Genomic DNA, 21,947 nt, shown 5'->3' with positions numbered 1-21,947 from the left:
CCTCTCTTCGGACGTCAGGATTGGCGAGTCTCTACCTGCCAGCTTTGGCGTGTCATGACGCCCCAGGTGTTGTTGTTCCGCAGAAAATCAATGTGCCCCAGCACACGCCATATGGCCCCCAACTGGTAGTACCCGAAAAACATCAGGAACCCGTACCCGAGAAGCTTCATCAGATCGCTTGGCTTTGTATATCGGCGAAAAGCAAACTCCTCCAGCAAAATCCCGCTGATCGTCAGCAAATAACCGTACAAGAGGTTGATCGCCAGGAATATCAAAACGATATGGGCGTGTGTCATATCGTATAAGCTGTACCCGACAAGGGCGAGAAATCCGGTCAGTTTAAAGTACGGGTTCAGCGTCTCGAAAAGGACGTTGTAAGGCATGGTCAACAGGCCCATGATCTTGTACTTCGGATTAAACAGCATATGCCGGTACTCAATCATGTTTTTCAGATTTCCGCGCCCCCATCTTTTACGCTGGCTCGCCAATATGTGGAGGCTATCGGGAGCCTGCGTCCAGCAGACGGCATCCGGGCAAAACGCGATGCGATATTTCTTTTTGTTTTCCAGCATGTATTTGTGAAGCTTGATGATGATGTTCATATCTTCGCCGGGGTACCCCTCCCGGTAGCCCCCGACAGCAATCACGCAGTCTTTGCGAAAGAGCCCGAAAGCCCCGGAGACAATGATCAATCCATTAATCGAGCTCCAGCCAATGCGACCGCCGAGAAAGGCTTTCATGTACTCGATTGTTTGGAACATCGGGAGGATTTTGTCTGGAAGACGCACTTCCTTGACCATTCCGTCTTCGATCCGGCAGCCGTTGGCAATCCGGACATTCCCTCCGATCGCTACCGTCTCTTCCGGATTTTCCATGTACACCTGCGCCAGCCTGATCAAAGCGTCCCGCTCCAAAAGAGAGTCCGCATCGATCGAGGCAATCAGCGGATAATGAGAAAGATTGATCCCTGCATTCAGCGAATCGGCCTTTCCGCCATTTTCTTTGTCAATCACATACAACTGCGGGTATTGCGGATTGTGGTAAATACCGGATGGCGCTGATGAAGGAACCACGCTTCGGACAGATACATGGCTTTGCCGCTTCAATCCAAACTCGCGAATCAAGACGTTCAGCGTGTCATCTTTGGAGCCGTCGTTGATGACGATGACTTCATACTCCGGATATTGCAAAGCCAACAGAGAGCGAACATTCTCGATAATCGTCAGCTCTTCGTTGTAGGCCGGCACCAAAATCGAGACCGGCGGTACTCTTTTGGAGCCAGCAAGTGATTGAAACCTCGAAAAGCGAGCACGTTTAATAATCGTGGAAATATTCAAGTGTGAAAAGATGTTGATGACAAGATAGATCGAATTGACCACGATGACGTAGTACATCGCAAACAATCCGTATCCAAGCAATAACTCGCGCATAGTTCCTCCTTTTCCATCATCAGATGGCTCGCTCCTTTTGGCGATTGAAATAGGAGTGATAGATCGTCAGCTTGTGATCCCGTTCATAAGAGCCGGGCATTCCTTGCCCTGCAGTCCTATCCTCATGCAGGGCTTCCTGAAGCTGCTGCATCGCCAGATCTGCTGTTTCCTTATGGGGGGTTCGGGAAGCGACTTCGCACAACGCTTGGAAGCCTTCCGCTCCCATTTTGACCAGGCTGCGAGCGGCATGGTATTTCACCCACCAACTCTGATCATCCATCGCCTGCTGGAGGACGGGGATATCATCCGCTTCCCGCCAAGCCCCCATCGCTTTCGCTACAATCGCACGAACTTCCCAGTCAGGGCTTGCCATGAGCACGTTGATCTGATCGGCTGAAACTCTTTCACCTGATACAATCAGTCGGACTGCCTGGATCCTCACCTCTTTCTCCTCCGCCTCGAGCAGCTTCCAGAGGCTGTCAACCAGCGGATCATCGAGATTCGCTGCCGGCAAGCCCGCCATTGCGACAAGCGCCAAACGGGAGTCACCGCTGTTTATCCACTCGCGCAGCAAAGGCAAAACATCAAGCGGCGAATCCCCCAGCACCTCCGCCAGCAGCCGTGGAGAGTCCGGAGAAGACTCCACCATTTTCTCCACCATCACGCGCAGGTCGGAAACACTCCGGGTACAACGGGCGATGGCCCTTGCGATGATGTACCGGCCAGCCTCGTCACTCTCTGCCTCAAGGATGGAAAACAGCGCCGGTGTCGCTTTCTCATATCCCATCGCTCCCAGCTTGTATGCAGCATCGGTCCGCATCGGCCCGGGAAGCTGTTTCAAGCGTCCCAATTCCAGCTCGGGCAGTCCCAGCTTTTCAAAAAGCGCTGTCAGTTGCTCGCGGTGCTTGCCTTTTACGCGCTCGGCGATTTCAATCAGTTTTTCCTCCAGAACCTGCAAATCCCGTTTTCCCAGTGGAACGGCAGGCACTTCCAACGGCTGTTTCTCATCCAAATGGGAAAGGACATAGGCAATATAGTCCTGGTGCTTTGCTGCCAATCGCTGCTTTTCCCGGGTCACGTACAAATGTCTGTATTTCAGGCAAAGCAGTACAATGATCCCTGCAACGATCAACGCCGATGAAACGATCAGAAACAAATACGCTGCTTGCAAATGCTGAAACATCCCTCTGCCAACTCTCCTTCCTCTTGCTAGCGGTAAGTAGGAATCGATTGCAAGGCTTTCTGATAGATGGAAAAGCTCTCTTTCTTCCGTTCCGAGTACCGGGGCAAGCTCCATTCGGACCATGTATAGCGCCCGATTTCGGTCAGCTTGATCATCTGCTCCGCTGAAAGCCCCTGAATCTTTCCGCTTGTTTTGTCCTGGCGCATCGCAATCGCGCGGATACCGGCAGATTTCGTCGAAGTCAAGGTTTTCCCCTTATCCTCGTAACTCATCACCTGCTTGGTGCTGGGATCGGTATATCCGAGCAGCATCCAGGGGACACGAACTTCCACCCATTCGCCACTCGCCTCCCAGTTTGCGAGCGAACTGTACCCTTCTTTTCCCGGGACGTTGGTTCCCCGCTTCATCTGGCCGACGTCAACATCCTCGAAAGGATGCGTTCCTTTCGTATCAGGCGGACTCATTTCCAGTCCGACGGCCAGCTTCCACACTGCAAACAAACCCGAATCGTCTTTTCGCTCGGCGTCTGTGTACGGAATCATGCCGTAGCGCTTCCCGTACAGCCGTTTGTGAAAGTCGTAGTTCGATGCGATTTTGACCTCGCTTTCTTCGGCTGTCCCCAAACGGATGAAAGCTTCCAACCCTTCATCCAGATGCAGTCCTGGCAGCTCTGCTGTTTTTCTGTTGCCGCCCGGCAGCGTATCGATTCCGATGACCAAGCTTTCGCGCTCCGGCTGCAGCGCCTGCTCAAGATGGATCAGAAAGTAGACATATGCTTCATCATGTGCAGCCCATATCTCCTGAACGCCGTCCAAACCTCCATTCAGCTTTGCCTTTTCTCCTTCCTTCAGCTTGTCCCAATCGTCCGGGTTCCCGTCGATCTTGATCACATTCTCCAACCCGGCATCCATTGCCAATAAGCCAAAGAACGATTCATTCGTCAGTTCATTTTTCCAATAGGCGCGGCTGTCTTCCGGGATCTCAAAGCGCATCGTATTCCACGTCCGTTTAAACCATTCATCCTGCCACGTAAACAAGATCGCTCCCGAATATCCTTCTGCGGATATTTCGTGCAGCAGCTCTCCATTGATCCGGCCCTGCTCTCGTTCATCATGTCCGCCTTGGTCTCGGCCAAGTGTTCCCAGATGTGCGACTCCCACTGAAGAGGGGACGCCAAACTCGGTTACCATCACCGGTATATTCGGATGATGTGCCTTCAGCTTTCGCAGATACGCTTTGTATGTATCGATCTCTCCTTTTTCATTGCGAACATTTTTCAAAGTGTCATCGTACCGGAAGAGATCAGGATAGTACGGATAGACATGATAGGCTGCGAAATACCCGGCTTCCCACCCTACGGACTCGATATGTGTCGGATCAACACTTACCATGTCTTCGTGAATCATCGGCTCTCCCGGATGCTCCAGCGGATCTGTCGTCACCCAATTGGTGAAGGTTACCGGATGCTGCCAGCCGTGTCTGGATTCAAGTTCGGCTGTATAGTCGAGCATTTCTGCCAGCCAGTATTCAAAGGGAGCTGCTTTCTCTGTCGCTTGAAAATGCTTTCCTTGATAGCGCGGCTCTTCCTTTCGAATCCGGTTGGTGTTCTTTACCATTTCGGGGTCCCACTCTGTTCCGATATGCCAGGCCAATAGATACTGACCCGCATTCGCTGTATAGGTCCCGCTCGCCTTCCCCTTTCGCTCTGGTATCGTCGCATCTCCGTATACAGCACCAACAGCCGCTTCGATTTCATCGCGAAATTCCTTGCGTATTTCCGGCAAAAACGCGTCTTTTTTTTCAATCAGCGCTTCTTCGGGAGACCAGATCCCCTGGATTAAATAGAGGGGGTCTTCCGCATGCTTTTGATTAAATTCGACAAGCGCTTCATAAAAGACAGGCTGATGGATCGTGTAAATACGGACCGCCTTCACACCCAGTTCGTGTATCATTCCGAACCAACGAAGGTAATCTGCTTTCTGGATCGGCAGCTCTCCCGGGTAATGACCGGGCAGCGATGCTCCCATATTGATCCCTTTTACAAAGTAAGGCTTCCATGTTCCTTTCTCGTACACCTGAAACTGATCTTGGTTCGTACGGAATTTCAGGCTGTAGCCTTCCTCTGTTTTCAATGTTTCGACACGGGCGAGGGTCGGATTCCCATAAATAAAGTACGCGCATAACAAGCCCGCAAAAACCGTGAGAAAGAGCCACCCGATCCGTTTGCGAATCACTGTCTTCCCCATTTCGATTGCTCCATTCCTGTTATTGTCAGACACGCTTGTCGGTCATTATAAGCAAGAATATCGCCACCGACCATAGTCACTGGGTACCTGCTTCCTTTTGCTGACCTTTGTCATGAAAATGTAATCAAACGGCATATTTGTACCCATCTTCCCACGTTTTTTATGTGGAGAGTCCTGCAACATGATCAGAAGAGTTCGGAAAAAACGCACAGCTTTCCATACCAGCGGATGAAAAAATGGGTCCTGATCCCTTCAAAAAAATGGTAGGTTGCTCCCAAAAAAAAATGCCTCCCATATCCGATTGGAAGGCATTTCATATCTAGTGCTGCGTGTTTTCATGCTGTCCGTTTTGATTTTGTTGATGGCTGATTTCAATGTTGCGCAGCGCATGCTTCATTTTGTCCAGCTGCATCTGATAATCGCGCACTACAACCGTCAACACACTGACCGTCTCTTTAAAGTCCGGTTCGCTGCTTACTCGGTCGATTGCTCTATGTAAATGCAGCATTTTGTTTTCCGTTTCCCGTAACATGTCCAACAACTGCAATCCGTTCAACACAGTATCACCTCGTCGCCAATTCTTTGATGATTCCCGTTGCTTCTCTTATGCTCTCCTGACAGCGCCAACCCTATACAAAAAAAGAAGAACCCGATCCATCAGGCTCTTCTTTGTCTATCGTACATATTTAACGCCGGGATGCAGCCAGGCTGACAAAGTGGTCAATATCCTCGGCAATCAATTGCAGCGAACCGCGCCAAAAATCAACGGAACGCACATCGACATCCATGATCGCTGCCACATCCGCGATTTTCTTTTTGCCGGTAACGGCCAAAAGCTCGTCGTACTGTTGGACGAACGACTGCCCGCGCTTGCGATACTCGGCGTACAGCCCTTTCGCAAACAAGAGGCCGAATGCGTATGGGAAGTTGTAGAAATTGTAGTCGCCATAGTAATAGTGAGGCTTGCACACCCACATATACGGATGCAGCACTTCGTGGTCCAACCCGTCCCCATAAGCGTCTTTTTGCGCTTGAAGCATTATTGCCTTCAGCTCGTTTACAGAGAGGGAACCGTCCTCGCGCCGTTTAAACAGTTCGGACTCAAACAGGTACCGGCTGTAAATGTCGACGATGACCTGACCTGCTCCGGAAAGGTCGTTTTCCAGGATCGCAAATGCTTCTTCCTCGGATGCCTGTTCCAATGCGGCCTTGGCGATAATCGTTTCGCAGAAGATGGATGCCGTCTCTGCAATCGGCATCGGATAATCACTGTTGAGGAAGGCCTCGCCAACGAGACATTCCCCGTGATAGCCGTGGCCCAGCTCATGGGCGAGCGTGCTGACGTCGTTGTAGCTTCCCGTAAAATTGGACATGATACGGCTCTCTTTGACGACGTGAAGGTTGTAGCAGAATGCTCCGCCGCGCTTTCCTTCTCTTGTCTCTGCATCAATCCAGCGGTTGTCAAAGGCCCTCGCCGCGTACTGTGCCAGCTTTTCGCTGAAACTGCCAAAATGCTTAACGATGAAGTCGCGCGCTTCCTGATACGTAAATCGCATGTCAGCTTCTCCTACCGGCGCGAACATATCATAAAACGGAAGTCCGTTTTCATGCCCCAGCAGCTTGGCTTTTGCCCGATAGTATTTGTGAAACGCAGGCAAACTTTCGCGCATCGCCGTCAGCATCGCATCCAGCGTTTCTTTGTCCATGCGGGAGTCCTGCAGCGTCTTATCCAGCGCAGACTCATAGCCGCGCAGCTTGGTTATGGTGATCACTTCTCCTTTGATTCCGTTCAAGCTGGCAGCGGATGATTCCTCAATTTTTTTATAAGCGGCAAGCTCCGCCTCGTAAGCCTTTTTCCGCAGCTCCGGATCTTTTTCAAAGGCCATATTGCGGACGACTGGCAGAGGCAGCTGTTTTTGTTCGCCATCGACCGTAATCTCGACCAAAAGGGTAGAGGTGAGCATCTCCTGCAGTTTTGCCCAGGCATTGGAGCCTGTGTTTTTCATTTTGGCCAGAATGATTTCTTCTTTTTCACTTAGCAAATATTTGCTCTTCTCTACCGTTTCAGTAAGGAAATAACGATGGGTTTCAAGCAGAGGTGATTTCGCGATCAACATATCCAACTGTTCGAGTCCACCCAGCCACTTTTGAAAGAGAACGCCAGGCTCCACGAGCTCGACAGCTTGATCCTGAATCCGTTCCACGAGCTGCAACGCCTTTTCATTTTTCGCATCTACGCTTGCCGTCAGCTCGGCGAAGCCGTAAAGACGGGACTGTGTCTGCAGGATTGAGGTCAGCTTGGTTATGTACGCTTCCATTTTCTCGACTGCGTCGGCCTGCGATTGCAGGTTTTGCTTTGCCCATTTCTGCAGCTCTTCGATGGCCGCAGAAAGCTTCTCCCAGTCTTGTTTTAATTCAGGTGCTTCGAAAGACGTATACAATACGTCCAGATTCCAACGCATATCCATGCGGACGTGCCCCCTTTATCTTGGTCAGCCTTCTTTCTATTGTAAAAAAAATCTTATGGAGAGAGCAAGTTTTACCAATATATTTTTTCGATCCGCTCCTTCTGCAGTCGCAAGAAAACCTTGCTCTTGAAAAGAAGCAAGGTTCGTGTCCCGCTGTATCGCCATTCACGCATTGACGGGCTGTTTTAGAAACATTAGCGCGGACAAGGCGAATAACTGTGTCGATTCGACCAGCTGATCAATATCCACGTATTCATCGGCATGATGCGGGATGTGGCGATCCCCAGCACCGGTAGTCAGGATCGGAATTCCCGCCTGGTGCAGAAAGGTGCCATCGGTCGCGCCGGGAACGCCGTTGTACACCGGCTCCTTTCGCGTTAGCTCCCGATATGCCTCGCTGACCGCTGTCACGACCTCGGCATCCATCGGAGTCAGCGTCCATGGCCTTTCTTCGATGACCTCCAACGTCGCTTTGAAGCGGTCGTCCTCACGGGCAAGCTGCTCCAGTATTTGATTCATTTCCTGCCGCAGGGCTTGATGGTCCTGTCCCGGGACGGTACGGATATCCAGTGTCGTCATGCATTGGTCCGGGACGACGTTGATCTGCGCTTCTCCCCTGACGGGAGCCTGCAGAATCGTCGGCGTGATGCTGGGCCATCCTAACATTGGATGATTTCCCAACCGAGCCATTTCCTTTCTTTCCAGCTCCTCCAGAGCCACGATGGCTCTGGCCATCCGCGTGTTCGGATTGATGCCAGTCAGCGGCATAGCACCGTGAGCCATTTTCCCATAGGTACGGAGGATCGCTCGCATGGCGCCCTTCTGGGTAATGCACAACTGATTTTCCTCCGGCTCGCAAATGATCGCGGCATCTACGCCCTTGGCCCATCCCCTGCGAATGAAATCCTTGATGCCGATCATCATTCCTTCTTCGTCACAAGGAATGCAGAGCAGGATTTTTCCGTAAAACGGCAGCTCCGATCGCTGGATGGCCTTTACGGCGCAAATGGCCGCCGCCAGATTGCCTTTTGTATCACATGAGCCCCGGCCGTAGATGCGGTTGCCCGAAATATGGCCCCCAAACGGATCATAGCTCCAGGCATCGCGGTCTCCTTCGGTAACGACATCCGTGTGAGCTTCAAAGAGGAGCGTTTTGCCCGGACGGCCGGAGTCATAAAAGGCAATGACATTGGGCCGTCCCGGCACCACTTCCTCATAAAAAACCTGAAGTCCCATCTGCCGCAAATAATCAGCCACAAACTGGGCGACCCGCTCTTCATTGCCATCTGCCTGCCCGGGTCGATAGACGCTGGGGATGCGGATCAAATCCTGTGTCAAGCGCACCACTTCTTTTTCATCGACACTCGATATGACTTGATTCATCATGATTACGCCCCTTTCCGATGTTAGCTTTTGATCGAATCGCATGAAGGCAGTCCGCCTGCAGGCTTTGCCGCTCTGACAGCACGAATGACTGCCTCAGCCAGTATCTCGGCCGAAAGAGCTCCGATCACATCTGCAGATGCTTCTATTTGACCGGTCCCCATCGCGAACAGCGTATCCCCGTCGTACATGGTGTGGATGGGACAAATGGTGCGGGCCAGCCCGTCATGTGCCATTTGCGCGATTTTGTTTGCTTCCGCTTTCGTAAGGATGGCATTGCTGGCGACGACCCCGATCGTCGTATTCGTGCCCGGGGGTATGAGGGAAAAAGCTTGTTTCTGCATGACATCGAGGCTGCTCAGAATCGTTCCGTCCTCATCCCGAGGTCCGGCCAGAATACGTCCTGTATCCGGCTCTTGGACATGGCCAACTGCATTTACAGCGACTATCGCACCGATCAAAAGTCCCCCTGGATATTTGCGAGAAGCAGAGCCGATTCCGCTTTTCATCGCATGGGCAAAGCCATTCAGCTTGCCGACAGTGGCCCCTGTTCCAGCACCGACGTTTCCTTCCGGGACAAGCTGCCGGCTCGCCCGAGAAGCAGCCAAATATCCCATCTCCCGTGTTGGCCTGATCCGCGGGTTTCCGACAGAGAGATCAAACAAGACGGCCGCAGGGACAATCGGCACAAGCCCAAAGCCTGTGTCCAGTCCCACTCCCTTCTCCTCCAGGTACTGCATCACACCGCTTGCCGCATCCAGACCGTAGGCGCTTCCTCCTGACAGACAAATCGCATGCACGCTGTTTACGAGGTTAATCGGGTCAAGCAAATCGGTTTCGCGGGTGCCCGGAGCTGAGCCCCGGACATCCACCCCGCAAACGGCAGGACGTTCTGCCAAAATAACCGTGCAGCCTGTCAATGCTTCGGTATCTTCCGCGTGCCCGACGAGAATGCCGGGGACATCTGTAATCGTTCCGTTCATCACTTGAAATCTCCAGAAATTTTTGACTTCTGTTTGCCCGAGGAGCCAATCTTTTTCCATGCAACTACGACGGCCAATGTCACGATAACGGAAACAATGGCCTCTGGAATCCCGCTGGTCACGGCGACAGTCGCTGCCACCCCCGCCGGCATGTAGCCGCGGATGACCGCCATGACCAGGACGAGGATCGTATTGGTCATGGAACCGACAAAGCCGGCGACGCCAATCGCTGCATACTGGTTGAATTGCCGCAAGCCCACGTAGGTGAAGTACGCGACCACGCCGATGAACAGGCGAGGCAGTATCGCTACCAGCGGATCTTTGAACAGAGGGACAGTTGCGTTTAAAAATGAAGAGACACCAAAAATAAGGCCAATGATGAGACCAACGCCCCAGCCCTCCATGATTCCGCCGATAATCGCCGGAATGTGCAGGATCGTCGCATTCCCGGCTGCCGTGGGCACAGGGATAAAGCCGAGACGGGTGACTCCGAGCAGAATTGCGATGGCTCCGAGCACACCAGCGATGACAATCTTTCGCACCGTCAACCCTTTTTCCATGCTTTCTCCTCCTTCGTTCGCTTTTTTATTGGATTCCCCGGTAGGGAGGACTCCCGTCGCAGCAGACCGAAACCCGATCCCCCGCGCACTTTACCCGCAGAAGACGGGCCAGCCCGATTTGTTCCTCACCACGGAATGATGAGCATGACAATAGCGAGAATCATACAGATCCCGACCGCCGCAAAGTCCTTTGGTGTCGCTCGGTAATGGGCATAGCGAGTACGAGCGGCACCAGGCGTATAGCAACGCGCTTCCATAGCGAGAATCAGGTCTTCTGCCCGGGAAAGAGCGACGTTAAAGAGCGGGATGATAATCGGAAACATATCTTTTGTCCGTTTCACGATCCTCCACCACTCGCCTGTGCCAAAATCGGCTCCTCTGGAGGCTTGCGCTTTCATCATCTTTTCCATTTCCATCGCAAAGGTAGGGACGAAGCGGATCGCGATGGTGATGATCAAAGCGAACGCATGCACGGGGAATTTCACCTTCTCCAGCGGCCCCAAAAGCCGCTCCATCCCATGGGTCAGCTCAGTCGTCGAGGTGCTCAGTGTAAGCACGCTGGACAGAAAAATGACTTCCACAAAGCGCATCGCGGAAACGACGACCAGCCGGATGACCTCGCTGGATATGGTGACAAAGCCGTATTGGAAGTAAATGGTCCCTCCACGGGCTATTTCACCGTAAAACAGCAGCTGCATGATCGCCAGAATAATGATGAATGGCACCGCTGGCTTGACCCCGGAGATCCCGTAGTGAAGCGGAATATGGGAAAGCCGAAACATGACCAGGCAAACCGCAAGCGCAAACAGGTTGCCGAGATACGTATTGCACACCGCGATCGCCAAGATCATGATGACAAACGCTGTCACTTTGTATCTGGGATCGAGACGATGGATGACTGAACCCGTGGGAAGGTACTGGCCGATCGTTATATTGCGCGTCAGTTCAAATTCTGCTGACATCCTGCTCCCCTCCTCTCATCGCCCGATCAGATGGGCGATCTGGTCTGCTGCCTCGTCCACCGAGTATGCTCCCGGGTCGACCTGATAGCCTTCTGCACGAAGCCGATACAAAATATCGACACTCTCGGGTGTCCCGATATGATGCGTGTGGAGAAGCTCCTGATTGCTGAAAATAGACCGCGGGGTGCCTTCGCAGACCGCTCGCCCATTTGCCATCACATAGACACGATCCGCCAGATGGGCCACTTCCTCCATATTGTGGGAAACAAAAATAACCGTAAGGCGCTCCTCTGTGTTCAGCCGTTTGATCCTCTCCAGCAGCTCATTTCGGGAACGCGGGTCCAAGCCTGCAGTCGGTTCATCCAGCACGAGTATTTTGGGCTGGAGAGACAGTACGCCGGCCAAAGCGACCTTTCTCTTCTGACCGCCGCTGAGGGCAAAGGTCGGGCGGTCTTTCATCTCTTCAAAAGAGAGGCCTACCAGCTCCATCGCCCACTCGACGCGCCGCCGGACCTCTTCGATCGGCAGCCCCATTTTAAACGGACCGTAGGCAACATCGTCGCCGACCAGCTTTTCGAAAATTTGGTCTTCCGGATTTTGAAAGACGAGTCCGACTTGCCTGCGCAGAGCTTTTACGTCCAGTTTTGGATCGGAGACGTTCATGCCGTTTATGACCACCGACCCTGACTGAGGACGCATCAAACCGTTGAAGTGCTGAATCAATGTCGATTTGCCGGACCCGGTATGCCCGATGATCGCGATGCATTCCCCTCGATCAATCTGAATGCTGACGTCATCCAGAGCCCGGTGTTCCATCGGCGTTCCCTGCATGTACACATGTGACAGATGTTCGGTAACCAGGATGGGCTGTTTCAAGATCCGCTCGCCTCCGCCGTTCTGATGTGCAACCGCTTTACTTCCTCGACGATCTCATGGTTGTGGATGAGCGAAGAGGAAAAAGCGGGATGCTGCCTATGGACCAGATGGGCGATTCTGCTGGCATCCGGGACGTCCAGATGAAGCTCCTGCAGCCGCTCCTGATGGGCGAATACCTCACGGGGAGTGCCTTCCATCACGATCTGCCCGCCCTCCATGACGAGCACTCGATCCGCTTCCGCTACCTCTGACATATGGTGAGTAACCGTTACGATCGTCATTCCTTGCCTGTGCAGCTTGCGGACAACCCCCAGAATTTCCTGTCTTCCGTAGCTGTCGAGCATGCTCGTCGCCTCATCCATGACGAGGCACTGCGGCTTCATCGCCAATATGCCGGCAATGGCCACCCGCTGCTTCTGGCCCCCTGACAAATGATGGGGAGGGCGGTGTCGAAACGCACTCATCCCAACCGCTTCCAGAGCAAAATCAACCCGTTCCTTCATCTCAGCCGGAGCGACGCCGATATTTTCCAGGCCGAACGCCACATCATCCTCCACAATCGTCGCGACGATCTGGTTGTCAGGGTGCTGAAAAACCATTCCGACCCGGCTGCGAATCTCGTGAATGCGTGCTTTTTCCCGCGTATTGATCCCGTGTACCCAGACATCTCCCTCACTCGGTGTCAAAATGCCGTTCAAATGCTTGGAAATCGTGGATTTGCCCGACCCGTTATGGCCGATGATCGCCAAATACTCCCCCGAATACACCTCAAAAGAGACGCCATGCAATACAGGGATGGCCTGTTCCTGATTCATTTGATAGGAAAACGAGACGTTCTCTACACGAATGATTGCTTCCTTCGACACGCCGTCCCCTCCTTTACCCGTTAGATTCCGCGTCCTCCATCGATGTTGACGATCTCGCCGGTAACGATTTTGGCCAGATCACTGCATAAATAGAGAGCCGCCTGTGCAATGTCGTCCGGTTGAATCAATGCGCCCAGAGGAACGCTGCTCAAAAAGATATCCTTGGTATCCTTCTCGATCTGTTCCGCATCGCCGTGCATAAATTTGCTCAGCATGGGAGTCTCGGCAGGCCCCGGGTTGATCCCGTTCACGCGAATCCGATAAGGCGCAAGCTCGATCGCCAATGCTTTCGTCAGCATGATCGCCGCCCCTTTGGAAGCACAGTACGCATTCAGTCCCGGACGAGCGCGTACCCCTGCAATCGAGCAAATATTCAGAATAGAACCGCTCCCCTGCTGCTTCATTCTAGGCACAGCGTACTTTGACGTGAGATAGATCGATTTTACGTTTACATCCATTGTCCGCTGCCACTGTTCCTCCGATACTTCCTCAACCGGCGTGAACGCCATCGGAACGCCAGCGCAGTTGACGACAATATCGAGAGAACCGAATTGTTCCACCGTTCGGTTAACGGCGGACTCAACTGAACCGGCATCGGCTGCGTTTGTCTGAAGAGCCAGAGCCAGAGGACCGCATTCACCGGCTGTAGCCCCGGCAGATTCTCCGTTCAAGTCGACGACCGCTACCTGTGCTCCCTCTTTTGCAAAAAGCCGGCATATCGCCTTTCCCATCCCCGATCCGCCGCCGGTGACAAATGCCGTTTTTCCTTTCAGCAACATCTGCTCCCCTCCTTTACGGCTTCAGATTCATGACGACCATCTTCAGATCGGTCATCTCTTCGATGGCGTAATGGGGCCCTTCCTTGCCAAGACCGCTGTTTTTGATTCCCCCGTAGGGCATTACATCGTTGCGGTACGTGGAAACATCATTGATAATGACGCCGCCGTACTCCAGCACCTTGGCCGCCCGCATCGCCAAATTGAGATCATTCGTGAAAATGCCCGCCTGCAAGCCGTATGAAGAATCGTTGGCTGCAGCAAACGCTTCCTCAATCGTCTGGTAGGGAATGATTGTGACCACGGGTGCGAACACCTCCAGACAGTTTACTTTCATCTCTGGCCTCGTTCTTGTCAGGACAGTCGGATAAACGAGCGAGCCTTCCCGAACTCCGCCGTGCAAAAGCTCGGCGCCCTGCTCGACAGCTTCCTTTACCCAGCTCTCGGCCCGAATCGCTTCCGCCTCGCTGATCATCGGGCCGACGTCTGTTTCGGCGTCCTCTGGATCGCCGACGCGCAGGGCCCGCACCTCTTCCAGGAATTTTTGCGTAAACGCTTCGCGGATCGCTTCTGCTACAAATATGCGCTGCACCGCGATACATGCCTGCCCCGCATTGTGAAAACTGCGCTGAGCGATCTGTCTTGCCGCCAGCTTAAGATCGGCATCTTCGTGGACGATGTTGGGCGAATTGTTTCCCAGCTCCAGAGAGACTGGGCGCAATCCGCTGCGCTGCTTGATATACGTGCCGACCTCAGCCGAGCCGGTAAAGGTGTACATGGCGATCCGGGGATCGTCGAGCATCCAGTCGCCTACCTGGCTGCCTGAGCCTGTTACGATATTGACGTGTCCCTTTGGCAGGCCCGCTTGCTCCAGAATTTCCACCAGCAAAAAGGCAGAGATCGGGGTTGAAGTGGCCGGCTTCAGGACAACGGTATTGCCCCCTGCTAGTGCGGGTGCTACCTTGTGTGTACTGAGCAGCAGCGGATAGTTGAAGGGAGTAATGGCGCCGATCACGCCTTTGGGTACGCGAATGGCGAAGCCCAGCCGATTTTCTGAACCCGGTGTGGCAGCCAGCGGGACCATCTCGCCGGAAAGCCGTTTGACTTCTTCAGACGACAGACGGAGCGTGTTGATGACCCGATCCAGCTCCCCACGGGCGTCCTTTCTCGTTTTTCCGACCTCCCAGACGAGGGAAAGCTCCAGCTCTTCCCTTCTCTTCTCGGCGATCTGACTTGCCGCGAGCAATATATCGCTGCGTTCGGAAGGTGTCAGCGTACTGGTACGGAACGTCTGCAGCGCGTGGGTGACGGCATCCTCCACGTGCTGCTTGCCCGCTTTCGCAATCGTGGCGATCACCTTGCCGGTGTACTTATGGGTGACGGGAATGCTCTCCTCTGTCTCGATCCACTCGCCGTTGATATACAAACGATAATGCTGCACTTGAGCTGTCGTCCCTTCCATCTGTCATCCTCCCCTTCTGTACAATTGTTCACGGATCGCGTCGCCAAGCTCTCTCGTGGTGGCCTTCCCCCCAATGTCCGGGGTTCGGACCTCTCCGGCGATCAGGACATCCTCGATGCTGTCCAGCACCAGTTTGCCCAGCTCCCGCTCTCCCAGGTGATCAAGCATCATGCTGATGCTCCACAGCGTCGCGATCGGATTGGCGATGCCTTTTCCGGCGATGTCAGGCGCAGACCCGTGAATCGGTTCAAACATGGACGGATACTGCTTTTCCGGATTGATATTGCCGGAAGGTGCCAGCCCCAATCCGCCGACTACCGCTGCCCCCAGGTCTGTCAGTATATCGCCGAACAGATTGCTGGCGACTACGACATCAAAGGATTCAGGCCTGCTGACAAAAAACGCAGACAGGGCATCAATATGTGTGAGCTGGGTTTCGATATCCGGATAGTCGCTGCTGATCTCTTTGACGATCTCATCCCAAAACGGCATGGAGTGATTGATTCCATTTGATTTGGTGGCCGCCGTGAGCCTCGTCTTTCCGGACGCTTTGGCAAGCTCAAACGAAAAGCGGACGATCCTCTCGATCCCGTAGCGGGTAAAGACGTTGTTTTGCACTGCCAGTTCATACGGCGTACCGACATGGAGACGTCCTCCCATGTTCGAATATTCGCCTTCCGTATTTTCCCTGACTACGACAAAATCCAGATCGTCGTGCTGCTTGTAGCGCAGCGGGCTTTCCAAACCGCGCAGCAGCTTGATCGGGCGAAGATTGACGTACTGTTGAAAGCTCCGGCGTATCGGCAGGATCAGCTCCCAGACAGAAATATGGTCGGGTACGCCCGGTGCCCCGATCGCTCCCAGCAGGATCACGTCAAACGGCCGCAATCTCTGCAAGCCATCCTCAGGCATCATCCGGCCGTGCTCCCGATAGTACTGGCAATTCCACGGAAAAGATTCCGTTTGAAACGAGATGCCGCCATGAATGTCAGCGATGGATTGCAGCAGCGACAATCCTACCTCCATTACTTCAGGTCCAATTCCGTCTCCTGGAATGACCGCAGCCGAGTAATGTTTCATGAAAGCGACTCCTTTGCAATGAAGTTTTGTTACACGAACTTCTTGCAAGGCTCATGCCAAATCAGTATGTTTCAAATATTCCGTCAATTATTGGCCGGATATCGGCCGTAATGTTTCATCGCTGTTTCATACCATCGATTTTTGTTGCAAGCTTGTTGCAAGTGCAACAGCCAAATTCCATAAACTGGTTTCCCTCATTCCCCATCCACTAAGGCAGCATCACCCCGTATTTTTTTAGCTTCCGCCAAAGCGTTGTCCGATCCATCCCCAGTATTTTCGCCGCCTCCGCTCGATTTCCTTTTGTCTCTTGCAAAACGCGGCGGATCAAATCTGCTTCGTCAATGGCTGGCTGAATATCCTGCACCTTCCTGCCGCGCTGCACTTTCTTCGCAAAAAAAGCAGCATCGGATAAATCCAGGCGGCCTCCCTTGCAGAGCAGCACCATTCTCTCCACTACATTGCGCAACTCCCGGACGTTTCCAGGCCAATCGTGTTTGGCAAACAGCTCAAACACCTGCTCGCTCACTTCTACGATGCATCTGTCATCTCTCTCTTCGATCTCGCGGATCATCGACCAGACAAGGGCGGGAATGTCATCGGGCCTCTGGCGCAGGGCCGGGAGCTCCAAGGTCAGGACATTGAGCCGGTAGTACAGGTCAGAGCGAAATTCCATCCTGCCGATCAGCTCCTCCAGGTCGCGGTTTGTCGCTGCAATGATCCGGACATCTACGGGAAAAATTCGCTCTCCCCCAATCCGGCGCACTTTTTTCTCCTGCAGTACGCGCAATAGCAGCGCCTGGATAGGCAGGGACATCTCGCCGATTTCGTCCAAAAAGAGCGTTCCTCCGTGAGCCAGCTCAAACAGTCCCGGCTTGCCGCCTTTGCGGGCCCCTGTAAAGGCCCCATCCTCATAGCCGAAGAGCTCGCTCTCCAGGAGGTTCCCCGGCAGCGCCGCACAGTTGACAGCGACGAACGGCCCCGTTGCCCGCTGGCTGCAGAGATGCATTCCTTGTGCAAACAGCTCCTTCCCGGTTCCGGTCTCACCGAGTATCAGAACGGTCGCATCGGTCATTCCGAAGGTCTCCGCCAGCTCCCTCGCTTCTCGGATCGCGCTGGACTGGCCGACGATGTCTTCGAGTCGGTATTTTGCTTCCAGACCGCTTTCCATGCTCTGCTTGCGGATGCGGAGCTCCATTTTCTGAATATCGGTGATTTCTTTAAACGTACTGACAGCCCCGACAATGTCACCGTCTATGGAAATGGGCAAACGGTTGATGATGATTTGGCGGTTCAACACGGTTGCGATATCGCCGATCTCCCGCTTTCCTGTAGCCAGAATGCGGAGCATGTCGGAATGGGGAATGTACCGCGTGATCTTTTCCCCGACGATATGCGGCGGCAGGCCGAGAATTTCCAGGGCGTTCTTGTTCACCCAGATGACCGTCGAGTTTTGGTCTACCGCGATAATTCCGTCATGAGAAGCGTCCAGAATCGCCTGTATGAGCGTGTGATCCTTCATTTTTCGATGCCTCCTTCCTGCGCCCGATCCAGCATCAGGTCTACTTCCGCAGGAGGCTTCCCGGCAGCTTTTTTGCGCTTCCGTTTCTTTTTGCGCAAAGTCAGGATCGCGGTCAGCATGAGAACGAGCGTGGCGAGCTGTACAGGCTGTGTCAGCGAAGCGTCCAGCCACCCGCTCATATCGAGCAATTGGAAAAGGACCGCCAGATAAAGTATAATCGATGCCCAATTTTGCTTTTTCACCGTTTTTCCCCTTCTATCCGCTAGAATCCCGCATGTTTATGGAAAAAGACTCCCGGGAAGCATGATCGCTTTCCAGGAGTCGATGCAGCGCGTTGGCTAAATCGGACGAAGCGCCAGGGTTTCGCGTCCGGCCAGGTCTTCCACCATATCATGCCACGCTTTCGGTTTTTGCGGCAGCACAGCGTAGTACCTCGTCAAAAAGGTCTTCACGAGAGACGCTTCCAGCTCCTGCTGGTCCTCATTTGTCGGCATGAAGCACAAGTCCAGGCCTGCAACGGCTTCGCCATCGTTTTGCCAGGACGGGTGAACATAAGGGAAATCAATCCGCTTGTAGCCTAGGTGGGAGAGCACCTCCCGGCGTACGAACGGGTCCATCGGCTTGATCCCGCCAAACGCATGCTCTTGTACCCGATACGGGTCGTAAATTTCGGCAAACATGCCGTACAGCTCTTTTCCGTTTTCCTTAGCCAGATTCATCAAATCCTTCTGGCGCTCGCGGGCGAGGAAACGGCCAATTCCCAAACCTTCACGGCCGATGATCGTGAAGTCGGTCATTGCTACGTTCAGGTCCGTATAGTAACGATATTCGGTGGCGCCAACCACTTCTCCGTTCACTACAGCGACAAACACACGGATGCCCGGGTCCTCAAGCGGCTCCTTCCACAGGTCAAAGTCCAGCACTTCCTCTGGCGGAAATACTTCCTGCATGAGCCGGTGCATGCTTGCAAATAGCGGGTCCGAAATGTTTTGAATGCGAACATACTGCATGTGTGCTTCCTCCCAATTTCTCTCCTATTTTATGAACGGGTCCGCTGGCCGAGAACGAAATGGATTTTTCCATTCCATCAACGCGGCATAGTTATGCGATTCCTCGTCTTCCAAATAATTGGCCACTACTTTTACAGGCGTACGGCCGCAGCGCATCAAAAAGCTGATCACGGGGTCCTTTAGCTCGCCCTTCACTACTTTTTCCAGGTACGCTTCCGCCGACATCCCAGACGCATGCCGCCCATATCCGGGCATGCGGCCACCCCCGAGCAGCCGCTCCAATCCTCTGTGTACGACCAATTCATACATCGCCTGCATCATGCTCATCCCAAGCCGCCAGTTGCGGTAAGCCGGGCGGATGCAAATATCCACGACATACAGCGTATTTCCGTCAGGATCGTGATTGCGGATGTACCCGGAGTCGGTTACTTCCTCCCAGGTGTGGTCCGGATGCTCCGGATCGTAGGAAACGAGCAGACTCGTCATCGAGCCTGCCAGTACGCCCTCCACCTCGATGCAGATCGCACCTTCCGGAAACAGTGTGACATGATTGGTCAGCTGCTCTTCGTTCCACCACAGCTCGGAGGGAAACGGCGGAGGAAAGCTCTCCTGCTGGATGCGGATCAGCTCCGCATAATCCTCTCGTGTGTAGTTGCGAATCACGGCTTTGGCCGGCTTGTCCTCGTGAAACACAAAAAGTTCTTTCCGATACACGGCTGCACCTCTATTTCCAATCGGGATACAAATCGATCCTGCGATCGCGCCAGGTCGTGACAGAGCCTTTTTCCCTTACGTCATACAACAGCTGCAGGTCCAAATCCGCCGTCACCAGCATATCGTTGTTGAGCTCGCCCTCGACAAGGACGCCCCGCGGCGGGAACGGAATGTCGTTTGGCGTGAGCACTGCCGCCTGGCCAAAATTCGCCCGCATGAAGTCGACTGTCGGGAGAGATCCTACGGTTCCCGTCACAACCACGTACACCTGGTTCTCGATGGTGCGGGCATGGCTGGTGTAACGGACGCGGTGAAATGCGTGGCGGTCGTCCGTGCAGGATGGACAGAAGATGACGTCGGCACCGCGGGCTTTCGCCATCCGCACCAGCTCGGGAAACTCGATGTCATAGCAGATGATCATCGCCACTTTGCCCTTGTCTGTCTCAAAAATGTGCAGGTCGTCGCCGGCGCCCATATTCCAGCCTTTGATCTCCCAAGGCGTGATGTGAACCTTTTTTTGCTGGCCGACGCGGCCATCGGGGTAAAACAGGAACGCCGTATTGTACAGACGTCCGTTTTCCCGGATAATGTGCGTGCCTCCGATGATGTGCATCTGATGACGCTGTGCCAGCGTGGTAAACAATTGTATGTACGCCTCCGTAAACGACGGGAGGTCATTGATCGTCAGCGCGTTTCCTTGCGCGTCTCCGATGGACATCAACTGGGTCGTAAACAGCTCGGGAAACAGCAAAAACTCGGTTTCGTACTCCTCGGCCGTCTTTACGTAATGCTCAACCTGTTTGGCAAACTCCTCAAAGCTATGAATGGTATGCAGATGATACTGCACGGCAGAAACGCGCATCTTCATGGGAAACCTCCTTGCAGCACGCAGCTAAGTACGTAGATATACGGTAAATGATAGCAAAAAAAGCGGGTAAAGTCTCTCTTATTTGCAGGAAAAATGCAAGTCGATGCCTTCGCTCACATCTTGGCTCACAACTCTCTTCCGGATCGGTTCTCTCGTACCAAATTTTCAGGTTCACACAAATAAACCAGACTTCTTTTCTGGCAGCAGAAACGGCCTTCTCTTTTGTCAGAAGGCCGTTTGAACCGGGTCGTTATTTCTTTGCCGCCATTCGAACAACGGTCCGGTACAGCAGCTCGGTGCCAAGCGCAATATCTTCATACGTCGAAAACTCCTGCGGATTGTGGCTGATACCGTCTTTGCAGCGGACGAAAATCATGCCGTAATCACAGACGTACGAAAGCGCCAGGGCATCGTGGAAGGGGCCGCTCATCAGCTCGGGAGGATTGAGTCCCAGCGCGCTGCTCTCTTCCCGCATGATCGATTTGATCCAGTCGGCGCAGTACCGGGGTTCGCTGTTGGTATCCTCCGTAATCGTATAACCAAGTCCACCTTCTTGTGCGGCCTGCTCGATCGCGGCCCGCAATTCCCGCTCCCGCTGATTGCGTCTCAAAAGGTCGATATCCCTGAGATCGATGGAAAAGCGAACGCGCTCCGGGATGATATTGCGCGAGTCGGGAAATACCTCCAGATGGCCGACGGTGCCCACTGTTGGAGCATCCGGGTCGGATTTGGCAATTTCATGCAAGGCCGTGATGACTTTGGCCGCCCCTACCAATGCGTCCTTTCTCATCCGCATCGGTACCGAACCGGCGTGACCGGCAAAGCCCTCAAACTCGACCGTCCACCAGAGCGGACCGGAGATGCCGCTGACGATGCCTACCGGCTCCTCAAGCTGATCGAGGATCGGTCCTTGTTCAATATGAAGCTCCAAGAAAGCGCCGATGCTGCCTTCGGGATAGACAGACTCCTGCAGGCGCTCCGGGTCACAGCCGAATTCCTGCAGCGCCTGGCGCCGGGACACTCCGTTTTTGTCCGTACGCCCAAGCTCGCCTTCCTCCAGCTTTCCGAGTATGCCCCTCGACCCGAACAAGCCCTTTTGAAAACGACAGCCCTCCTCATCGCAGAAGGCGACGACCTCAATCGCCTGCTCTGGCCGCAGTCCCTGTTCCTTGAGCGTCTGAACAGCTTCCAGCCCGCCCAATACGCCGATCGTCCCGTCGAACCGCCCCCCGTACGGCTGCGAATCGATATGGGAGCCGATCATCAGCACGGGAGCAGCCGGGTTTTGTCCCTCAAGCCGACCGATCAGGTTGCCGAACTGGTCGATTCGGGCGGAAAGTCCTGCTTCCTCCATCCAGCTTTTGACCAATTCGACTCCCGCCCGGTCCTCCGGGGAAAGGGCCAGACGGCATACTCCTGTTTCCCCGATCTTGCCGATCCGCGCCAACGCCTCAATCCTTTGCTTCAAGCGCTCCTGATTGATTTGGAGCTGTCTGGTCTCCACGCTCATTTTCCGCGACCTCCTTTTCATTCTCGCAAAAGAACGGTTTGCCTTTTTTAC

20 protein-coding genes are annotated in these 21,947 nt (G+C 53.8%); all 20 read right to left on the bottom strand.

What is annotated here, in order from left to right; all coding sequences use genetic code 11:
* Positions 1–14: 14 nt before the first annotated feature.
* Positions 15–1,430, bottom strand: a complete 1,416-nt coding sequence (locus NSQ24_RS12785) for a glycosyltransferase (protein WP_024985047.1) — start codon at positions 1,428–1,430, stop codon at positions 15–17.
* Between the two features lie 19 nt (positions 1,431–1,449).
* Positions 1,450–2,613 carry a HEAT repeat domain-containing protein gene (locus tag NSQ24_RS12780; protein ID WP_024985046.1) on the bottom strand — a complete coding sequence of 388 codons (1,164 nt, stop codon included), beginning with the start codon at positions 2,611–2,613 and terminating at the stop codon, positions 1,450–1,452.
* A 26-nt stretch (positions 2,614–2,639) separates the two neighbouring features.
* Positions 2,640–4,859, bottom strand: coding sequence for a hypothetical protein (locus NSQ24_RS12775; RefSeq protein ID WP_327985841.1), 2,220 nt, complete (start codon positions 4,857–4,859; stop codon positions 2,640–2,642).
* A 319-nt stretch (positions 4,860–5,178) separates the two neighbouring features.
* On the bottom strand, positions 5,179–5,418 hold the full coding sequence (locus NSQ24_RS12770) for a hypothetical protein (protein ID WP_003386963.1): 240 nt from the start codon (positions 5,416–5,418) through the stop codon (positions 5,179–5,181).
* Between the two features lie 127 nt (positions 5,419–5,545).
* Entirely contained in the window at positions 5,546–7,327 is a 1,782-nt protein-coding gene (locus NSQ24_RS12765; RefSeq protein ID WP_339167936.1) for a M3 family oligoendopeptidase, read from the bottom strand.
* A gap of 165 nt (positions 7,328–7,492) precedes the next feature.
* Positions 7,493–8,710, bottom strand: a complete 1,218-nt coding sequence (locus tag NSQ24_RS12760; RefSeq protein ID WP_035989219.1) for a M20 family metallopeptidase — start codon at positions 8,708–8,710, stop codon at positions 7,493–7,495.
* A 23-nt stretch (positions 8,711–8,733) separates the two neighbouring features.
* Entirely contained in the window at positions 8,734–9,693 is a 960-nt protein-coding gene (locus tag NSQ24_RS12755; protein ID WP_024985044.1) for a P1 family peptidase, read from the bottom strand.
* Entirely contained in the window at positions 9,693–10,253 is a 561-nt protein-coding gene (locus tag NSQ24_RS12750; RefSeq protein ID WP_003386967.1) for an ECF transporter S component, read from the bottom strand. Before NSQ24_RS12750 ends, NSQ24_RS12755 begins: the two co-directional genes overlap by 1 nt.
* 125 nt (positions 10,254–10,378) lie before the next feature.
* Positions 10,379–11,215, bottom strand: coding sequence for an energy-coupling factor transporter transmembrane component T (locus tag NSQ24_RS12745; protein ID WP_003386968.1), 837 nt, complete (start codon positions 11,213–11,215; stop codon positions 10,379–10,381).
* A gap of 15 nt (positions 11,216–11,230) precedes the next feature.
* A complete protein-coding gene (locus tag NSQ24_RS12740; protein ID WP_031933289.1) occupies positions 11,231–12,091 on the bottom strand; it encodes an energy-coupling factor transporter ATPase in 861 nt (286 codons plus the stop codon).
* Positions 12,088–12,957, bottom strand: coding sequence for an energy-coupling factor transporter ATPase (locus tag NSQ24_RS12735; RefSeq protein ID WP_031933288.1), 870 nt, complete (start codon positions 12,955–12,957; stop codon positions 12,088–12,090). The genes NSQ24_RS12740 and NSQ24_RS12735 overlap by 4 nt, the downstream gene beginning before the upstream one ends.
* A gap of 20 nt (positions 12,958–12,977) precedes the next feature.
* Positions 12,978–13,736 (bottom strand): SDR family oxidoreductase, encoded by a 759-nt coding sequence (locus tag NSQ24_RS12730; RefSeq protein WP_039071141.1) that lies wholly within the window; start codon positions 13,734–13,736, stop codon positions 12,978–12,980.
* A gap of 13 nt (positions 13,737–13,749) precedes the next feature.
* Positions 13,750–15,195, bottom strand: coding sequence for an aldehyde dehydrogenase family protein (locus NSQ24_RS12725; protein WP_003386974.1), 1,446 nt, complete (start codon positions 15,193–15,195; stop codon positions 13,750–13,752).
* A 3-nt stretch (positions 15,196–15,198) separates the two neighbouring features.
* Positions 15,199–16,275 (bottom strand): tartrate dehydrogenase, encoded by a 1,077-nt coding sequence (locus tag NSQ24_RS12720; protein WP_339167931.1) that lies wholly within the window; start codon positions 16,273–16,275, stop codon positions 15,199–15,201.
* Positions 16,276–16,483: 208 nt separating this feature from the next.
* Positions 16,484–17,794 (bottom strand): sigma-54-dependent Fis family transcriptional regulator, encoded by a 1,311-nt coding sequence (locus NSQ24_RS12715; RefSeq protein ID WP_003386976.1) that lies wholly within the window; start codon positions 17,792–17,794, stop codon positions 16,484–16,486.
* Positions 17,791–18,036, bottom strand: a complete 246-nt coding sequence (locus tag NSQ24_RS12710; RefSeq protein ID WP_003386977.1) for a hypothetical protein — start codon at positions 18,034–18,036, stop codon at positions 17,791–17,793. Before NSQ24_RS12710 ends, NSQ24_RS12715 begins: the two co-directional genes overlap by 4 nt.
* 96 nt (positions 18,037–18,132) lie before the next feature.
* Positions 18,133–18,804 (bottom strand): hypothetical protein, encoded by a 672-nt coding sequence (locus tag NSQ24_RS12705; protein ID WP_024985039.1) that lies wholly within the window; start codon positions 18,802–18,804, stop codon positions 18,133–18,135.
* A gap of 24 nt (positions 18,805–18,828) precedes the next feature.
* The gene (locus NSQ24_RS12700) at positions 18,829–19,518 is read right to left on the bottom strand and encodes a GNAT family N-acetyltransferase (RefSeq protein WP_327956084.1); all 690 of its coding nucleotides are present in this window, start codon (positions 19,516–19,518) and stop codon (positions 18,829–18,831) included.
* 10 nt (positions 19,519–19,528) lie between these two features.
* Entirely contained in the window at positions 19,529–20,386 is an 858-nt protein-coding gene (locus tag NSQ24_RS12695) for a carbon-nitrogen hydrolase family protein (RefSeq protein WP_003386980.1), read from the bottom strand.
* Positions 20,387–20,636: 250 nt separating this feature from the next.
* Complete coding sequence (locus NSQ24_RS12690) at positions 20,637–21,896, bottom strand: M20 family metallo-hydrolase (protein WP_339167928.1); 1,260 nt, start codon at positions 21,894–21,896, stop codon at positions 20,637–20,639.
* Between the last annotated feature and the right edge of the window lie 51 nt (positions 21,897–21,947).

The organism is Brevibacillus sp. FSL L8-0520 (assembly GCF_037963895.1).
GTDB lineage: Bacteria > Bacillota > Bacilli > Brevibacillales > Brevibacillaceae > Brevibacillus > Brevibacillus borstelensis.
The sequence above is the reverse complement of the archived record's forward strand: the minus strand, read 5'-3'. Positions and strand labels throughout refer to the sequence as shown.